We start from the raw sequence: 16368 nt of genomic DNA on the forward strand, positions 1-16368 counted from the left end.
GGTTCGAGGGGTGGCGCGGCTGCGAGGCTAACAAGCGCGGGCGAACTCCCGCCCCGGGGCGGCCGGGTGCGGTCCGGGGCGGCTCGGACCCGGCCGGTCCGAGCACGGTCGTCGGGACGCGGCTCCTGGTGTAGGAAGGGTGCTGTCGTCCCCGGCAGTCGGCACCGTCGACAGTAAGGAGTACGCCGCGTGTCCTCCCTCTTCCCCGCCCTGACGGGCGGCCCCGCCGAGCGCAGCGAGCGGGGGGTCCCCCCGGACGAACTCCGGGGGAGGACCGCCCTGCGGTTCGGGCCACGGACCCTGACGTACGGCGCGCTCGCGGGCGCCGCGGGTGCCCTCGCCGCCCGGATCGAGGGCACCGGCCGGGTCGCCGTGTGGGCCACCCCGGAGCTGGAGACCGCCGTCGCGGTGACCGGTGCGCTGCTCGCCGGGGCGGCCGCGGTGCCGCTCAACCCGAAGTCGGGCGAGAAGGAGCTGGCGCACATCCTGTCCGACAGCGCGCCGGCCCTGGTGCTCGCCGCGCCCGGCGCACAACTGCCGCCCGTCTTCGGCGACCTGCCGCGGATCGACGTGGACGCGTCCGCCTCCGGGCCCGTCCCCACGGCGCGGGCGTCGGACGGCGACCCGGCGCTGGTCGTCTACACCTCCGGCACCACCGGCCCGCCCAAGGGCGCGGTGCTGCCCCGCCGGGCCCTCGCCACCACCCTGGACGCGCTCGCCGACGCCTGGCAGTGGACCGCGGACGACGTGCTGGTGCACGGGCTGCCGCTGTTCCATGTGCACGGACTGGTGCTGGGCGTCCTCGGCCCGCTGCGCCGCGGCGGCTCGGTCCGGCACCTGGGCCGGTTCAGCCCCGAGGGCGTGGCCCGCGAGCTGAACGACGGCGCGACCATGGTGTTCGGGGTGCCGACCATGTACCACCGGATCGCGGAGGCCCTGCCCACCGACCCGGAGCTGGCCGGGGCGCTCGCCGGGGCCCGGCTGCTGGTGTCGGGCTCGGCCGCGCTGCCTGTGCACGACCACGAGCGGATCGCGGCGGCCACCGGGCGCCGGGTGATCGAGCGGTACGGCATGACGGAGACGCTGATGAACACCAGCGTGCGGGCCGACGGCCAGGCGCGGGCCGGGACGGTCGGGGTGCCGCTGCCGGGCGTGGAGCTGCGACTGGTGGAGGAGGACGGCACGGAGATCACCGCGTACGACGGGGAGAGCGTCGGGGAGATCCAGGTGCGCGGCCCCAACCTGTTCACGGAGTACCTGAACCGGCCCGACGCGACCGCCGCCGCGTTCACCGCCGACGGGTTCTTCCGCACCGGCGACATGGCGGTGCGCGAGCCGGACGGCTACGTCCGCATCGTCGGACGCAAGGCCACCGACCTGATCAAGAGCGGGGGTTACAAGATCGGCGCCGGGGAGATCGAGAACGCGCTGCTGGAGCACCCGGGGGTGCGGGAGGCCGCGGTCACCGGGGAGCCGGACGCCGACCTGGGCGAGCGGATCGTGGCCTGGATCGTCCCCGCGGACCCGGAGGACCCGCCCGGCGCCGAGGAGTTGGCGGACCACGTGGCCCGGCGGCTGGCCCCGCACAAACGCCCGCGTGTCGTCCACTACCTCCAGGCACTCCCCCGCAACGACATGGGCAAGATCATGAAGCGGGCCCTCGCCGATGCCTGAGCGGCTCTCGGCACGGGAGGCGCTGGCGCTGCTCGCGGACCCGGGCAGCTTCCGCGAACTCCCGTCGCCGGCCGGGCGGTCCCGCCCGGCCGGCCCCCTCGGCTGGCAGGGCTACGACGCCTCGCGCGCCCGGGCCGCCGCGCGCACCGGCGAGGAGGAGTCGGTGGTCTGCGGCACCGCGAGCGTCGACGGCACCCGGGCCGTCCTGATCGCCTTCGAGTTCGGCTTCCTCGGCGGCTCGCTGGGCGAGCGCACCGGGGACCGGCTGGAGGCGGCGTACACCCATGCCCGCGCACACCGGCTGCCGGTCGTGCCGTTGATCGCGACCGGCGGCAGCCGTATGCAGGAGGGCATGCTCGCGCTGACCCAGCTCCAGCGGGTGGCCCGGCAGTCCGCGCTCACCCGGGAGGCCGGACTGCCCCAGATCGCGGTCCTGCGGGACCCGACGACCGGCGGCGGCTGGGCCACCCTCGGCGCCGGCGCGGACATCGTCCTCGCCCTCCCCGGCGCCCAGGTCGGCTTCGCCGGCTCCCGGGTCCGCCCACCGGACGCCGATCCGGCCGCGTACACGGCCGAGGCGCAGGTGGCGGCGGGGTCGGCGGACGCGATCGTGGAGCCGGCCGAGCTGAAGGGGGTGCTCGGCCGATGGCTGCGGCTGCTGGCCGGGCACGGGACGGGGGCCGCAGCGGGCGTCACACCGGGCGGGAGCGGACCGGGCGTCACACCGGGCGGGAGCGGGCCGGGGGTCGTCCCCGCTCCGGTGCCGGGTGCGCTCGGGCGGGGCGGGCTGCCCGGGAGCGGGTGGGAGGCCGTCGAGGGGGCCCGGGCGGCCGGCCGGCCCCGGGCGCACGCCTATCTCGACGCCTACTTCGGCGACCGGCTGCCGATCAGCGGGGACCGGTGCGGCGGCACCGACGCCGACGGGATGCTGTGCGGGTTCGGCGAACGGGACGGCCGTACCGTGGCCTACGCGGCGCAGACCGGCACGGCGACCCGCCCCGCCGGGTACCGCACCGCCGCCCGGCTGATCCGGCTCGCGGACCGGCTCGGCATCCCCGTGCTGACGCTGGTGGACACCCCGGGCGCCGCGAACGACGCGGAGGCGGAGCGGCAGGGCGCCGGCGCGGCGATCGCCGAGGTGTTCGGCGCGGTGGCCGCCGCCCGGGTGCCGGTCACCACCCTCGTCATCGGCGAGGGCGGCTCGGGCGGCGCCCTCGCGCTGGCCGCGCCGGACAACACCTGGGCCACACCGGACAGTTACTTCTCGGTGATCGCCCCGGAACTGGCGGCCGCCATCCTGAAGCGCCGACCGGAGGAGGTCCGGCCGACCGCGGACCAGCTCCGCATCCGCCCCCAGGACCTGGTGGAACTGGGCGTGGTCCGGGGCATCGTGGACCGCGGGGACCGTCCCCGCCCGTAGGTCACCTCACCGCCACCGCCCGGATGATCTCCTGCGTCACCGCTCCCCCCGTGTCGTCCCGGGCCGAGGCCCGCAGCGACACGGACGACGCGCCGCGCGGCACGGTCAGCGTGCCGCGCCAGGAGGCGCCCCGGCCGGCGGTCAGGGGGACCGTCCGCCAGGTCGTGCCGTCGTCGTACGACACCTCCAGCCGGCCTCCGCCGAGCGTGCCCGTTCCGGCGGCCCGGGCCACGTACTGCGCGCCGAGGCCGATGGTGGTGCGCCGCCCGCCGGGCACCGTGCCGGAGAGGTCGGTGCGGAGGTCGTAGGCGAGGTTGATCAGCGGCAGGTACGTCCAGTGGTCCTCGGGGGTGGCGGCCGAGCGGAAGGTCCACTCGGTGTGGCCCCGGGTGGCGAGCGGCCACCGGCCGGCGTCGAGTTCCGTGTCGGTGACGACCCGGTACGTGCGCGCGTCGGCGGGCGCGTCCTCCACGTACGCGGCGGAACCCGTACGGCGGTCGGCCAGGCGGCCGTCGACGTCGACGGCGGTGGTCTGGCGCATGCCGCTGTCCTCGCTCCACACGTCGCCGAAGCCGGTGTGGTCGGGCCCGGAGTCGCCCCAGCCGGGCACGTTCAGCTGGATCCGGTTCCCGGCGCGCTGCTGGCCCCAGCCGAGTCCGGTGCCCAGCCAGGGGTGCCACACCGGCCGGAACCAGTTCACCTCCGGACGGGTGCCGCCGGTGTACCGGACGAGCCCGCCGCGCTCCTCCAGCGCACCGTCGGCGCCGGTGACGGACTCGTGCCACAGCTGGCCGGGGCCGGTGGAGACGTAGTCGGTGCGCTCGGCGGGCAGGGCGACGCGTTCCGGGAAGCCGAGGCCGACGGGGAACGTGCCGGTGAGGGAGTACCGGAACTCAGTGCCCTGCCCGGGGCGCGCCGCGTGGAACCTCACGTGCACGGCCGCGAGTTGCCGGCGGTCGGGCGCGTACGTCAGGTCCCGGTCCGGGACCGCGCCCCGGTGGCCCTCGGAGAGGTCGTACACGTACGGCGAATCGGCCGTGCCGGTCATGTCGGCCCGGCCCGCCGCCCTGAGGCGGGCCGCGTCCGCGTGGTTCACGGTGGCGATCTGCAGCGGCCGGTCGGCGTTGTCGTCGGTGCCCCACCAGGCCATCAGCCGGCCGGGGACGTCGTCCGTGACGAACAGGGCCCTGGCGCCGGCGTCCTGCGCGGCCTGCGCGAGCGCGGCCGGGTCGGCGCCGTCGGCGAGGCGGGCGAGCACGGCCTTGCCGGACACCCCGGTGACGGGCCCGTCGCCCACGTCCACCAGGGGGAGCCTGCTGCGGCCCTCGACGAGGGTGCCGCCGGGCTGGACGGTGGCCTCGCCGACGCCCCTGACCTCCAGCAGCGGCTCGGCCAGCCGCCACACGGTCCGGTACTCGAAGGTGCCCCGCCCGACGTCAGCGGTGGGCGCGGCGAAGACGCTGTCGTACGTGAGGGGCACCTGGACCGCCTCGGACAGGTCGGCGCCGTCCGCCGCCCGGTCGTACTCCATGACGAGCTGGCGGGTCTCGGTGCGCCGGTCGGTCCTCGCACGGATCTCCCGCAGCGCGCGGCCGTCCAGGGTGACCTCGCGGTCCCGGTCCAGGGTGATCTCGGGCGCGGCGAGGAAGCCGAGGCCGAGGGAGTCGGCGCCGTGGCTGCCGCGCACGTCGAGGAAGGACGCGACGGAGTAGGTGCCGGGCTGCAGACGCAGCCGGAGCGTGCCGGAGTCACCGACCTGTGCGGGCTCGGGGTCCGCGCCCGCGGCGAGCCGCTGCACGGTGAGGCCGGCGGCGGCGGGCGCGCCGGCACGGTCCTTGACGTGGACGGTGAGCGTGTACCGCTCCTCCTCCTTGACCAGCCCGAACACGGTGTGCGCGACCGTCGCGCCGGCCGGGTCGGTGGCCGTGATCCGTCCGCTGGTCCCGCCCACCGGTGCCTTCGAGCCGTCGCCGGTGACGGTGGTGGAGGCGGTGCCGTGCGCGGGGACGGTGAGGGTGTCGTCGGCGAGGGTGGCGACGCCGGCCGGGGCGCCCTGCACCGCGAGCCTCAACTCCACCGGCTCCGCGGAGGAGTTGGTGTAGGCGAGGGTCCGGGTGACCGGCCGGTCCGCGTCGTAGGGCCAGCGGTGGTGACCGAGGTCGGCGCTGCCGGTGGCGGTGACCGTCGCGTGCACCGCGTCCGGCACGCTCACCCGGCCCGCACCCAGCACGTAGGCGGAGGCGTCCAGGGGGGTGGAGGTGGACATCAGCGCGTCCTTCAGCCGGGCGCCGGTCCAGTCGGGGTGCTGCTCGGCGAGGAGCGCGGCGACGCCCGCGACCTGCGGGGTCGCCATCGACGTACCGCTCATGGACGTGTAGGAGCCGGAGCCGGGGACGAGCCCCGAGCGGGCGGCGAGGATGTCGACGCCGGGGGCGGCCAGGTCGGGTTTCAGGGCGTAGTCGCCGTACCGGGGGCCGGCCGAGGTGAAGGGGGCCGCCCGGTCGGCGGAGTCCACCGCGCCGACGGTCAGGGCGGCGTCGGCGGCACCGGGCGAGCCGATGGAGGAGGGGGCGCCGGTGTTGCCGGCGGCGACCACGAACAGCGCGCCGGTCTCCTTCGAGAGGGTGTCCACCGCCTGCGCCATGGGGTCGGTGCCGTCGCTCGGCTCCGTGGAGCCCAGGCTCATGGAGACGATCCGGGCGTGCACGTCCCGGGCGGCCCACTCCATCCCGGCGATGATCTGCGACTCGCTGCCCGAGCCCTGGTCGCCGAGCACCTTGCCGACGGCGAGGGTCGCGCCGGGTGCCACGCCCTTCTCCCTGCCGTCGGAGGCGGCGCCGCTGCCGCCGACGGTGGAGGTGACGTGGGTGCCGTGTCCGTTGCGGTCGGCGACCTCCTGCCCCTCGACGAAGCTCTTCGTCGTGCTCACCCGGTCCGCGAGGTCGGGGTGGCCGAGGTCGGCGCCGGTGTCCAGGACGGCGACGGTGACGCCCTTGCCGGTCAGCCCCGTGTCCCAGGCCGCCGCCGTGCCGATCTGGGCGTTGCTCTCGGCGAGTTCGGCCGAAACCCGCCCGTCGAGCCACACCTTGTCGATGCCGGGCGTCCGGGTGAACGACCGCCAGAAGGTGCGGTCCCTGCCGGCCGCCACGGCGGTCCCGCGCAGGCTGGGCAGCGCGCGGGTCCGCTCGGCGCCGGCCGGGGTCGCGGCCCGTACGCCCTTGCCGTAGGTCACGATGAGCGGCAGCGCGCCGGCCTTCGCGTCGGTGAGCCCCTGCCGGATCAGCCCGCCGACGTCGAACAGCCGCCGGTCCAGGGTGCCGGCGCGCACGTACGGCAGCGCCTCGTCCGGTACGACGGTGAGGTCCCCGCCGCTGTGCCGCGTCCGGACGGCGCCGGTGGCCCCGCGCGGCCGCCGCACGGTGACGGTCCGTCTGCCGTGTCCGAGGTCGGTGACGGTCACCTTGTCGCCGGTGACCAGGGTGACGGTGGCGGTGTCGGGGCCGCCGGGTCCGGCGCCGGGGGCGTGCCGGGCCGCGGCCGCCGGGCCGGCCGGGAGCAGGGCGCTCACCAGCCCCGCGGCCAGCAGGGCCGCCCCGCGTCTGACTGGTCCTGTGCTCATCCACGCCTCTTCTCGTGTGTGCCGAGTGCGTCGAGTGCTGGGACGAGTGTGATGTGCCCGCTGCCGCAGGGGAGTTGGCCGGGACTGACGGGAAGGCGCCCTGGCGGGTTCTCGCCAACCCCGGCGGACGTCCCGCCGCGCGCCACCGGATAGGTGACTCCGGTAGCACCGTCCGTAACATGGGCGGTGTCACTGGTCAGGTACGACGGGGGAGCGAGCGCCGCGATGGACGGATTGGTGGAGTTCACGACCGAGGACGGTGCGCTCGTCGTGGTGGAGGGCGCCGGCACCACCCGGTCGGGCGCCCGCCTCGTCTCGCGCGGTGACGGACCCGCGCAGGCCGCGCGCACCTTCGAGGGCGCGCTGGACGGCGTCCGCGCGGCGGCGGCCGCCGCGCTGCGGGTCTTCCGGGACGGCAGCCTGCGCCCCGACGCGGTGGAGATCGAGTTCGGCGTACGGCTGTCCGCCGAGGCCGGTGCCGTGATCGCGAAGGGTTCGGCGGAGGGCCACCTCGTCGTCAAGCTCAGCTGGTCGCCGGGACAGCAGCCGGAGCAGGCCGCGCCCGGGGAGCCCCGGCCGGGGGTACCCGAGCAGAGCGTGCCGATGCCGGCCGGGCCCGACCAGGCCGTGCCGGCTGTGTCGGCTGTGCCCGATCAGACCGTCCCGGCCGTACCCGGGCAGACCGTGCCGGCGCCCGCCGCGTCCGGCCCGGAGCCCGCCGACCGGTGATGCACAGCGCCGCCTGGCACGCCCGCATCGCCTGCGGCGACGAGGTGGGGGCCGGATTCCTGGTCACCGGCCGCCGGGTGCTCACCTGCGCCCATGTCGTCCGGTGCAGCGACCGGTCGGCGGTCACCGTGTCCTTCCCGAACGCCCGGGAGCTGGGCGAGCTGACCGCCTCGGTCGTCGTCCACGGCGGCTGGGCGGGCGCGGTCACCGACCCCGGCGATGTCGCCGTCCTCGAACTGGACCATGACGTCCCGCTCGCCCCGGCCGGCTTCGCGCCGCCCCAGGCCGCGTACACCGAGCCGTACCCCAAGCTGGTCGCGTACGGCTTCCCGGAGGGCTACGACGAGGGAACCCTCGCCGAGTACCAGGCGGTGTCGGGCCAGTTGATCGCCGGCGAGTGGCTGGAGCTGGTGGCGTGGAACGGACACGGGCAGCCGCTCGTGGGCGGGTTCAGCGGGGCGGCGGCGACGCTGCCGGACGGCAGGGTGGCCGGCATGGTCACCGCGGCCTCGGACACGCCGGACGTGCGCAAGGGCCGCATGCTGCCGCTGGACGTGATGGCCCGGTACTGGCCCGCGCTGGGCGAGCTGGTGCCCCGCCCCGGCCACCGGCACGACACCCGCGGGTGGCTGGAGGGCCTGCTGCGCCGGGCCGCCGCCGAGTCCGGGCGGGTGTGCGACCCGAACCGGCTGTACGTCGACGCGGTCGGTGCCTTCGGGCCGCCGCTGCCCCCGGGCGGCTTCCCGTCCCTGGGGGCGGCCGCCGCCTATGTGCAGGGCGAGGTCCCGGACCCGGAGGCGGTGACCCGGTTCGCCGGCCGGCTCCGGGAACTGCTGGACGGGGAGGCGGTGTTACGGTCCCCGGCGGTCCCGTCGGCGCGGTCGGTGCCGTCCGCTCCCTCGGCCCCGGCGGCCCCGGCGGCGGCCCCCTCGGCCGCCCCCGCCTCCGGTGCGCCGGCCTGGTCCCCGGTCGTCGTGGAGATCGACCACAGCGGCGCCGGTCCCGACCAGGTCACCGTGGAGGTGTCGGCGTACCGCGACGGCCGGCGCCGGCCGGTGGGCGCCCGCCGGCTGCCGAGGAACGCGGTACGGGCCTACGTCCAGAACCGCATCGACGAGGCCGTGGCCCACCTCGCGCCCGACGCCGACGAACTCGTGACGTTCGTCCTGCCGCGCGAGTGGCTCAACGAGGCGGTGGCGCAGTGGGAGTGCGGCGCGGACGACAGCACGCCCCTCGGCTGCGCCTACCCCCTGGTGGTGACCGACCGCGCCCGCCACCACAGCGGCCGGCTGCGCCACCAGCTGCGCAAGAAGTGGCAGAAACTGGACGCGGGCGGGGCGGTCGAGGTGCACCGCGTCGAGTGCGGCACCCGGGAGCGGCCGCCGAGCCTGCGCAAACGGCTGTGGGACGGCGAGGCCGGCCTGGCGGGCTTCGCGACCCCGCCCACGGCGGCCCGGCAGCACTTCGAGGTCGGCCTCAACGTCCCCGTCCCCGTCCTGCTGTGGCCCCGGACCGGCTCCGGCTGCCCCGGCCACGAGGACGACGGCCCCTGCGCCGGCAGCCCCGCCGGGGAACCGTCCTGCCCCGGCACCGCGTTCCTCGACCAGCTCACCGCCTCGGTCACCGGTGTCCCGCCCGCCGAACTCCCCCGGCACATCCTGTCGTTGCGGCTCACCGCGGACGCCGCCGACGAACCCGACCGGCACTGGGCGAGAGACCTCCAGCTGCTCTGGGACGACCCCCGCTGCTTCCCCGAGACCACCGCGAGCCTGCATTCGCCCGTCGCCTGACCGACCGTACGACCGAACCGCCCCCCACGGAGAAGAAGAGCCCATGCCCCTGTGGCCCGTCTACACCGGTACGAGCGAGCCGCACGACGGCATCACGAAGCTCCCCCCGCCGCCGCCCTGGCGGGACTTCGACGGCGGGCCGGTGCTCCCGGCGCCGGACGCGACCGCCGACGCCTCCGCCGTCTCCCCCGACCGCACCCACCGCGCCGAGACGTACCAGGCCACGCCGGAGACGGTCCAGCTGGTCAACGCGGCCCTGTACCTGCGCCGTCCCCTGCTGGTCACCGGCCCGCCCGGCACCGGCAAGTCCTCGCTGGTGTACGCGGTCGCCCGGGAGCTGCGGCTCGGTCCGGTGCTGCGCTGGAACATCACCAGCCGCAGCACCCTCCACGACGGCCTCTACCAGTACGACCCTCTCTCCCGGCTGTACGCGGCCCGGCAGGAGGCCGGCCGGACGGACCGGGCCGGGGGCACCGGGGGCGCGGAGAGCGGGTCGGGCATCGAGCACCATCTGCGCCTCGGCCCGCTCGGCACCGCCCTGCTGCCCTACGGCCGTCCCCGCGCGCTGCTCATCGACGAGATCGACAAGAGCGACCTCGATCTGCCCAACGACCTGCTGAACGTGCTGGAGGAGGGCCAGTACGAGATCCCCGAGCTGGTGCGGGCCGCCCGGCTCACGCCGGACGGTGTCGCCGAGGTGCTGGCCGACGGCACCGACGAGCGGGTCCCGGTGGCCCGCGGCCGGGTGCGCTGCCGGGCCTTCCCGTTCGTCGTCCTGACCAGCAACGGCGAGCGCGAGTTCCCGCCCGCCTTCCTGCGCCGGTGCGTCACGCTGCACCTGCGCCAGCCGGACGACCGGCACCTCGCCGAGATCGTCCGCGCGCACCTGGGCGAGCCGGACGCGTACGCCCGGACCCTGATCGAGCGCTTCCTGTCCCGGTCGGGCGTCGGCGACCTGGCCACGGACCAGCTCCTCAACGCGATCTACCTGGCCCGCTCCGCCGACCTGGACGCCGAGTCCCTGGACCGGCTCGCCGAGCAGCTGATGCCGTACCTGGGCCAGACGGCACAGTCCGATGTCTTCTGAACCCACCGAGCCGCGCGAGCCCGCCGGGACCACGGAGCCGCCCGATCCCGCCGGGACCGCCGGGACCACGGAGCCGCCCGATCCCGCCGGGACCGCCGGGACCACGGAGCCGTCCGATCCCGCCGGGACCGCCCGGTTCACCGAGCTGTCCGGGCCGTCCGGGGCCACCCGGCCCGCCGAGCCGTTCGAGCCCGCCGGGACCGCCCGGTTCACCGAGCTGTCCGGGCCGTCCGGGGCCACCCGGCCCGCCGAGCCGCCCAAGCCCGCCGGGAGCCCCGAGCCGTCCGGCGCCGCCCGGCCCGCCGAGCCGCCCGAGCCCACCAGGACCCCCGAGCCGTCCGGGGCCGCCCGGCCCACTGAGCCGCCCCAGCCCGCCGGAGCCGCCCGGCCCGCCGAGCCGTCCGAGCCCACCAGGACCCCCGAGCCGTCCGGGGCCGCCCGGCCCACTGAGCCGCCCCAGCCCGCCGGAGCCGCCCGGCCCGCCGGGCCTGCCGGGCCTGCCGGGCCGTCCGGCTCCGCGGATCCGCTGGTCCGCCTGGCCGACATCCTGGCCGCGGCGGCCGGCGGCGTGCGTCCGGGCCCCCGGGAACTGGCCGAGTTGCTGTGGCTGGCCCGGCAGATGGAGCCGGACCCCGGCACGCCCGACGGCACCGGCGAAGAGCTGCCCGGGGAGGAACCGGCTCCCCCGCCGCCGCGGGAAGAGACGCCGGGGCCCGAGCCCGCCCGGCCCCCGAAGGACCGCACCCGGCCGCCCGGGCCGCACCCCGCCGCCAGGCCGCCGTCCCGCGTCCCCCTCCACCTCCCCTCCCGCCGTCACGCCCCGGCGGCGGACCGGCCCCACAGCCCGCTGCTGGCCCCGGCGCCGCCGATGCTGCCCCACCCGCTGGCGCTGCAACGCGCGCTGCGCCCGCTGGCACGCCGTACCGACGCCCCCGTGGGCCAGGAACTGGACGAGCCGGCGACCGCCGACCGCATCGCCCGCCTCGGTGCCGACCCCGCGTGGTGGCTGCCGGTGCTGCGCCCCGCCCGGGAGCGCTGGCTGCGCCTGAACCTGGTGTACGACGCCGGGCCCACGATGCCGGTCTGGCGCCCCCTGGTCCGGGAACTGCACACGGTGCTGGCCCAGTCGGGCGCGTTCCGCACGGTCACCCTGTACCGGGCCGCCGCCGACGGCACCGTGCACGGACCCGACCCGCACGTCCCCGCCGACGGCCGCACCGTCACCCTGCTGATCAGCGACTGCATGGGCCCGCAGTGGCGGGAGGGCCCCGCCGGCACCCTGTGGTACGCCACCCTGCACCGCTGGGCACGCCGGATGCCCCTGGCCGTCGTACAGCCGCTCCCGGAGCACCTGTGGCGGAACACGGCCCTGCCCACCAGCCCGGGCACCCTGTCGGCCGCACACCCGGCCGCGCCCACGGCGACGCTCGCGTTCACGCCGTACGAGCAGCCCGAGACGGACGAGTTCGCCGTGGCCGGCGCCGCCGTCCCGCTGCCCGTGCTGGAGCCGCGGCCGAGGTGGCTGGCGAACTGGGCGGCGCTGCTCACCACGCAGGGCGGCGCGGCGATCCCCGGCGCCGCCGCCCGGCTGGGGCGTCCGCTGCCGGCCGACGCCGAGGACCGGACGGACGTCGGGCGGCTGTCCGCCGAGGAACTGGTCCTGCGGTTCCGGGCGACCGCCTCCCCCGAGGCGGTGCGGCTGGCCGGCCATCTCGCGGTGGGCCGCCCCGACCTGCCGGTGATGCGACTCGTCCAGGCGGCGGTCGCACCGGATCCGCGGCCCCAGCACCTGGCCGAGGTCATCCTCAGCGGCATGCTCGGCACGGTCCCGGGCGGGCCGCCCGGCTCCTACGCCTTCCGGGACGGCGTCCGCGAGCTGCTCCTCCTCGGCCTGCCCCGCACCGATCGCCACCGCACCACCGAACTCCTCGACCGCATGGGCGAGTTCATCGACCGCCGGGCGGGCCGCGCCCCGGGCGAGTTCCGGGCGGTGGTCCCGTCCCCGCGCGGGACGGGCACGGCGGCGGAGACCGACCCGTTCGCCACGCTCAGCGAGGACAGCGTGCGACGGCTGTCGGCGGCCGGCACTCCCGACGGGGCCGCGGGCGGGCTGTTCGCGGGGCGGTACCGGCTGGTGCGGCCGACGGGATCCCGGGGGACGGGCTGGTTCGCCGAGGACACGCAGGACGAAGACGCCCCCGTCGTGCTGCGCCGGTATCCGCCGGGGCAGTCCCGTGCCGCCTTCACGGATCTCTGCCGGCAGCTGAGCCGGATCCGCCACGCCGGGATCGCGCGGGTCCGGGACCACGGCTTCGCCGACGGTCTGCCGTACCTGGTACGGGACTTCGTGGCGGGCCGGACGCTGCACCAGCGCCTCGAAGACGCGGGGGGCGGTCTGCCCGCCGAGGAAGTCGCCGTCCTGGTCCCGAAGCTGACCGACGCGGTGCTGGCCCTGCACGCGCAGGAGGGGCCGCGCGGCACGCTGGACACGCGCTCCGTCGTCCTCACTCCCGACGGGCCGGTGCTGACCTGCCTGGACTCCGCGCCGCCGGCCCACGGCAGCCGCGAGGAGACCCTGCACGCGCTCGGGGGGATCGTGCGTTCCCTGCTCCGGGACAGCTCCGGCGGGCTCAGGGCGCAGCTGGACAAGGCCGTCGCCGCGCTCCTCTCCGACCGTCCCCCCACCCAGCGGCAGGTCGTCGAACGCCTCCTCCGCCTCGGCCCCCTCCGCTTCTCCCTCCTCGGCCCGGTCCAGGTCACCCGCGACGGCCGCCCGGTCCCCGTCGACGACCCTCACGACCAGGCCGTCCTGTGCATGCTGCTGCTGCGGGAGGGGCGGCCCGCCACCGAGGCGGAACCGGACGCCCTGCGCCGCCTCCGCGACCTCCTCGGCCCGGACGTCCTGACGGCCGGCGACAGCGGGTACGCCCTGCGCGCGCCCTACGACGTGGATGTCTTCCGCTTCCGCCGGCTGGCCGCCGAGGCCGAGCGGGCACGGACCGCCGAAGACCTCCCCCGCGCCCGGGAACTCGCCGCCGAGGCACTGGAGTTGTGGCGCGGCGAACCCCTGGCCGGTGTCCCCGGCCCGGCCGCCCGGGAGGCCCGGGCCGGGCTCCTCGCCCTGCACCGCGAACTGAGCGCCCTGCTCGACGGCCCCGCCGGGCACCACCCCGAGATCCACTTCGCCGCCGACGACCTCACCGGCCGCCCCGAAGCCCGGATCACCCTCGAAGCCGCGGTGCACGAGATCCTCTCGCGTGGCTCGCTCAGCCCCCGGCAGTACGCGGTGGACGTCCGGCCGGACGGCTACCTGGTGCGGGCCGAGCCGGGTGTGTACCTGCTGCCCGTCCTCGTCGCCGTCCTGCGCGAGCTGCCCCACGCGCTGACCCGGCTGACCGACCCGCCGCGGCTGCGGGTGACGTTCGGCCGGCCGTCCGCCGGGCCGCCGGAGGCAGCCGCGGACGTCGTGGTGGTCGTACCCCCCGCCCTGTACGACGACTTCGCCGCCAGCTCCGCCGCCCGCCGCTCCCAGCGGTTCCGGCCGGTGTTCGGCGACAGCGCGCCGGACAGCCCTCCGGCCGCCTGGTACTGCCTGCTCGGGGCGGGCTCCGCGGACGTCGGGGAACGTGACCTGGTGCAGGGGCCGTTCATCACGCACGACCTGCGGGAGCTGGGCGTGCCCGTGCCGGGCCGTACGGCGGTGGTGCACACGCGGCCCGGCGGACCGCTCACGCTGCTCGACCCGATCCAGCCGTACGGCACGCGTGCGCCGCGCCCGGAGACGTACTACTCGGTGGACCTCGCCCCGCACGAGGCCCGGCAGATCGTGTCCCTGCCGAGTTCGGGGAAGGGCGCGTTCCAGGCCGCGGTGAAGCTGTCCTGGCGGGTCGAGGACCCGGTGGCGTTCGTCCGCGCCGAGGCCGGCGGTGTCCGCGAGCTGCTGCTGGAGCACCTGCGGGCCGCGGCGGCCCCGGTCACCCGCCGCTATCCGCTGCGCCGGGCGGGCGCGGCCCAGCGGGCGGTGAACGCGGGCGTGGACGGCTGGCCGGTGCCGGGGCTCGCGGTGTCGTACACGGTGCAGCTGGTACCGGAGTGGGCGCCCGCGCCGGCGGCGGAGCCACCGGTGCCGTCGCGGCGGCGCCTGTCGGCGCTGCTCGCCGACGCCGAGACGGTGCTGGTCGGCTTCGACGGGCCGCTGGCCCGGCTGTTCCCGGCGCAGACGGCACGGGAGGCCGTGCTCGACCTGCTGTCGGTCGTGGCCGACCACCGCGATCCGCAGGACGCCCTGGCGGGCCGGCCGCTGCCGGTGGCGGGCGCACTCGGCCGGGAGGCGTTCACGCATCCGCTGGACCTGCTGCGGGCCTTCGCCCACGACCGGCTGGGCCCGCTGCTGCGGGCGCGCCTCGACGAGCTGGAGCTGCGGGCCGTCCCCGACGCGCCCACGACACACCGCTCCCTCGCGCTCGTCCGCGCCCTGCACCGGTCCGGCCGCCGGGTGAGCGTGGTGACGGACGTGAGCACGCAGGCCGTCCACCGCTATCTGGAGCCGTACCGGCTGCCGCTCGCCGGCATCCACGGCCGCCGTGACGACCTGAGCCTGCTGACGCCCCATCCGGACTGTCTGCTGCGCGCCCTGCGGGTGCGCGGTACGCCGTCCCGCTCGGGGGTGCTGATCAGCTCCTCGGTCGCGGAACTCACCGCCGCCCAGCAGCTCGGCCTGCGCTTCGTCGGGTACGCGCCCAGCGCGGCCGGGCGGCGCGGTCTGCGGGAGGCCGGCAGCGAGGTCACCGTCTCGTCGCTGGAGCCGCTGCTGGAGGCCGCGCGGGCGCTGTGACCCGCCGACACACCGGTACGGCCCGGAAATACGCCCGTTCAGCGGCGCCCCGCCCGGGCGCGCACAGCGGGCGCCCGCTCCCCGCCCCGCGCAGGATGCCAGTGAGCCCGCCGATTCGGGCGGGGCCCCAAGGCCACCGCACTCGGAAGGATCCACCGTGACCGTCAGCCTGGAGCACTTGCGCCGCTGCCACTTCGCCGTCGACCTGGGCGCGGCCCGCACCCGGGTGTATGTGAAGGGCGCCGGGCTGGTCGTGGACCAGCCCTCGGTCGCCGCCGTGAACACGCGCACCGGCGGGCTGATCGCCGTGGGCGAGCTCGCGGAGAAGATGACGGGGCGCACCCCGGACTACATCAGGGTCGTACGGCCCATCTCCGGCGGCACGGTGGTGGACATCGAGATGGCCCAGCGGATGCTGCGGCACCTGCTCGGCGACAAGATGCGCCGGGCGCTGCGCCGCAAGCCCCGGCTGCGGGCGGCGGCCTGTGCCCCGCACGACATGGATCCGCTGGCCCAGCGGGCGACGATCGAGACGCTGGTCGGGCTGGGGGCGCGCCGGGTGGAGCTGGTGGACACGCTGATCGCCGCCGCCGTGGGGTGCGGGCTGCCGGTGGAGCGGCCCGAGGCCACCATGGTCATGGTGTGCGGGGCCGCGGCGACCCAGGTCGCGGTGCTGTCGCTGGGCTCCATCGTCGCCGCCGAGCGGATCCCGGTGGGCGGTGAGGCCGTGGACCACGCGATCGTGCAGCACCTGCGGCACGAGCACGAGCTGATACTGCCCAGCCAGGCGGTGCGGCCGCTGCAGCTGGCGCTGTCCGGCAACGGGCTGACCCCGCACGGCCCGGCGTCCACCGAGATCCACGGCCGGGACGTGGTGACGGGGCTGGCGCGCAGTGTGCGGGTGGACACCGCGGCCGTGCGCGACGCGATCCAGACCCCGCTGACGGCCGTCCTGGACGGCATCGGCAAGGTGCTGCGGGACTGCCCGCCCGATCTGGTGGCCGACCTCGCCGACCGCGGGATCATGATGGTCGGCGGATCGGCGCTGCTGCCCGGGTTCGACCAGATGCTGCGGCAGGCCACCCGGATGCCGGTGCACATCGCCGAGCGGCCCGACGTGTGCGCGGCCCAGGGCCTGGGCGCGATGCTGGAGGGCCGGATCGAGCCGCTGGTGCTGAACCCGCTCGCGGCCTGAGCCGTCCCGCCCGCGGCTGC

General features: G+C 76.9%; 8 protein-coding genes. 7 read left to right on the plus strand and 1 reads right to left on the minus strand.

Annotation, left to right across the window (positions count from 1 at the left end):
* Window positions 1–189: 189 nt before the first annotated feature.
* A complete protein-coding gene (locus IEZ20_RS00960; RefSeq protein WP_189294128.1) occupies window positions 190–1674 on the plus strand; it encodes an acyl-CoA synthetase in 1485 nt (494 codons plus the stop codon).
* A complete protein-coding gene (locus tag IEZ20_RS00965; RefSeq protein ID WP_189294129.1) occupies window positions 1667–3094 on the plus strand; it encodes a carboxyl transferase domain-containing protein in 1428 nt (475 codons plus the stop codon). The genes IEZ20_RS00960 and IEZ20_RS00965 overlap by 8 nt, the downstream gene beginning before the upstream one ends.
* Window position 3095: 1 nt before the next feature.
* Here the strand turns inward: IEZ20_RS00965 and IEZ20_RS00970 are convergent, their stop codons facing one another.
* On the minus strand, window positions 3096–6713 hold the full coding sequence (locus tag IEZ20_RS00970; RefSeq protein ID WP_189294130.1) for a S8 family serine peptidase: 3618 nt from the start codon (window positions 6711–6713) through the stop codon (window positions 3096–3098).
* Window positions 6714–6938: 225 nt separating this feature from the next.
* On the opposite strand from IEZ20_RS00970, the gene IEZ20_RS00975 reads away from it, so the two are divergent.
* The 5 genes from IEZ20_RS00975 to IEZ20_RS01005 all read left to right on the plus strand — a co-directional run bounded on the left by IEZ20_RS00975 (window position 6939) and on the right by IEZ20_RS01005 (window position 16348).
* The gene (locus IEZ20_RS00975) at window positions 6939–7442 is read left to right on the plus strand and encodes a CU044_2847 family protein (RefSeq protein WP_189294131.1); all 504 of its coding nucleotides are present in this window, start codon (window positions 6939–6941) and stop codon (window positions 7440–7442) included.
* Window positions 7442–9232, plus strand: a complete 1791-nt coding sequence (locus IEZ20_RS00980; protein WP_189294132.1) for a VMAP-C domain-containing protein — start codon at window positions 7442–7444, stop codon at window positions 9230–9232. Before IEZ20_RS00975 ends, IEZ20_RS00980 begins: the two co-directional genes overlap by 1 nt.
* A 43-nt stretch (window positions 9233–9275) precedes the next feature.
* A complete protein-coding gene (locus IEZ20_RS00985; RefSeq protein WP_189294133.1) occupies window positions 9276–10319 on the plus strand; it encodes an AAA family ATPase in 1044 nt (347 codons plus the stop codon).
* Complete coding sequence (locus IEZ20_RS39455) at window positions 10309–15153, plus strand: SAV_2336 N-terminal domain-related protein (RefSeq protein WP_308434632.1); 4845 nt, start codon at window positions 10309–10311, stop codon at window positions 15151–15153. The genes IEZ20_RS00985 and IEZ20_RS39455 overlap by 11 nt, the downstream gene beginning before the upstream one ends.
* 157 nt (window positions 15154–15310) lie before the next feature.
* Window positions 15311–16348 (plus strand): rod shape-determining protein, encoded by a 1038-nt coding sequence (locus tag IEZ20_RS01005; RefSeq protein WP_189294134.1) that lies wholly within the window; start codon window positions 15311–15313, stop codon window positions 16346–16348.
* Window positions 16349–16368: the final 20 nt, after the last annotated feature.

The sequence above is a fragment of the Streptomyces cinerochromogenes genome, from assembly GCF_014648635.1.
GTDB lineage: Bacteria > Actinomycetota > Actinomycetes > Streptomycetales > Streptomycetaceae > Streptomyces > Streptomyces cinerochromogenes.

Excerpts from the sequence above, each read along its gene's own strand:
- IEZ20_RS00965 (WP_189294129.1), top strand. The coding sequence starts at position 1,667 with ATGCCTGAGCGGCTCTCGGCACGGGAGGCGCTGGCGCTGCTCGCGGAC.
- IEZ20_RS00970 (WP_189294130.1), bottom strand. The coding sequence starts at position 6,713 with ATGAGCACAGGACCAGTCAGACGCGGGGCGGCCCTGCTGGCCGCGGGG.
- IEZ20_RS00975 (WP_189294131.1), top strand. The coding sequence starts at position 6,939 with ATGGACGGATTGGTGGAGTTCACGACCGAGGACGGTGCGCTCGTCGTG.
- IEZ20_RS00980 (WP_189294132.1), top strand. The coding sequence starts at position 7,442 with ATGCACAGCGCCGCCTGGCACGCCCGCATCGCCTGCGGCGACGAGGTG.
- IEZ20_RS00985 (WP_189294133.1), top strand. The coding sequence starts at position 9,276 with ATGCCCCTGTGGCCCGTCTACACCGGTACGAGCGAGCCGCACGACGGC.
- IEZ20_RS39455 (WP_308434632.1), top strand. The coding sequence starts at position 10,309 with ATGTCTTCTGAACCCACCGAGCCGCGCGAGCCCGCCGGGACCACGGAG.